Origin of the sequence: Acinetobacter sp. YH12201 (assembly GCF_013418145.1) — a bacterium.
Classification (GTDB): Bacteria; Pseudomonadota; Gammaproteobacteria; order Pseudomonadales; family Moraxellaceae; genus Acinetobacter.
The window spans coordinates 1-1,290 of sequence record NZ_VPCP01000180.1 but is presented as its reverse complement, the minus strand read 5'-3'; the positions used below and the strand labels follow the sequence as shown (position 1 = coordinate 1,290).

The following is a 1,290-nucleotide window of genomic DNA, read 5'->3' as shown; positions in this document are numbered from 1 at the left end:
TAACGGTTCAATTTCTTTAAAGGCTTCTCGACTAATGTCGCTGGGATATGGTTTTCTCATTGAATAATTTTAACAAATTCTTTTTTTAAGTGCTAAAAAAGAATGAAATTAATACTGGATAGGCTCTTAAATCGCTATGCGCCTTACCGCAGCACAGGGATTGAAATCGATAAAGTTGATCTGGCGAATTACCATATTCGCATCAAAATGCCACTAACCCGTAAAAATCAAAATGTCGTCGGTGTACATTTTGGCGGCAGTTTATATGCAATGGTCGATCCGTTTTATATGCTGATTTTGATGCATCATCTGGGTTCAAAATACATTGTGTGGGATAAATCTGCATCCATACAATTCCTCTCACCCGATCGTGGTACAGTATGCCGATATTCGTCTCGATCCAACAGAAATTGACCAGATTAAGCGACTTGCTGAAAATCACGCCCCGGTATACCGAAACTATCATGTAAATATTTTTGATGAATCGGGCGTACGGATTGCCGAGGTAGAAAAAACCATCTATATCCGCCGAAAAAAATCACAGGCCAGCCATAATTGACAAAAAAGTGCCTGATTAACAAGCGCTTTTTATCAGATTTTCAAACTTCATTAACGTTTTTTCTCTTCAATGGCTGCACCTGCTCCACCACCAATGGCACCACCAATGGCAGCCCCGGCATTACCCCCAAAGATACTTTTACCCACCGCAGAACCAATAGCACCACCGACTCCACTATAGGTCGCATTACGGTTAGAACCACCTTGGGTTTTACTGCCTACTGCTGCACCGGCACCACCACCGACAGCTGCACCGATACCGCCACCAACTTTATTCCCCACACCACCGCCAACAGCACCACCGAGTGCAGCTGCGCCAATACGTTGCTCTCTTGGAGACATAGAATCACACCCTGCCAGCATAAAAGTCGACAGAGTTGCCATTGCCATCACGCTCATTAACTTTTTCATGAGATATGTCCTTTTGGCTATTTGTTACAGCATACGTCATGAGTGTGAAGTTAATATCCGCGTAATGTTACTTTTCCAAGTTTTAATGTTGAATGTTGTAATTTAATTTGTAAGCGTCCGCTGAATCCCATACCAATTTTTAATTCGATTCAGGTTTCCAGCAGTGCGGCAGCAATTCTTCAATTTGGGTCACCTTGTGTGTCGGCAGCTTTTTCAGCACATCACTTAAATAGGCATACGGATCCAAGCCATTCAGCTTTGCTGACTGGATTAAAGTCATGATATTCGCCGCTCGCTGGCCGCTGCGCAGCGAGCCAGCAA

2 protein-coding genes and 1 pseudogene are annotated in these 1,290 nt (G+C 43.6%); 1 reads left to right on the top strand and 2 read right to left on the bottom strand.

Annotated features, from left to right (window positions below; all coding sequences use genetic code 11):
* The first annotated feature begins 102 nt into the window (after positions 1–102).
* Positions 103–559: pseudogene (locus FTU91_RS16400) on the top strand (PaaI family thioesterase).
* Between the two features lie 50 nt (positions 560–609).
* On the opposite strand, the gene FTU91_RS16395 reads toward FTU91_RS16400, so the two are convergent.
* Positions 610–969, bottom strand: a complete 360-nt coding sequence (locus FTU91_RS16395; RefSeq protein ID WP_180082859.1) for a DNA transfer protein p32 — start codon at positions 967–969, stop codon at positions 610–612.
* 139 nt (positions 970–1,108) lie between these two features.
* A partial coding sequence (locus FTU91_RS16390) for a transposase domain-containing protein (protein WP_180082858.1) occupies positions 1,109–1,290 on the bottom strand: 182 nt, incomplete at its 5' end.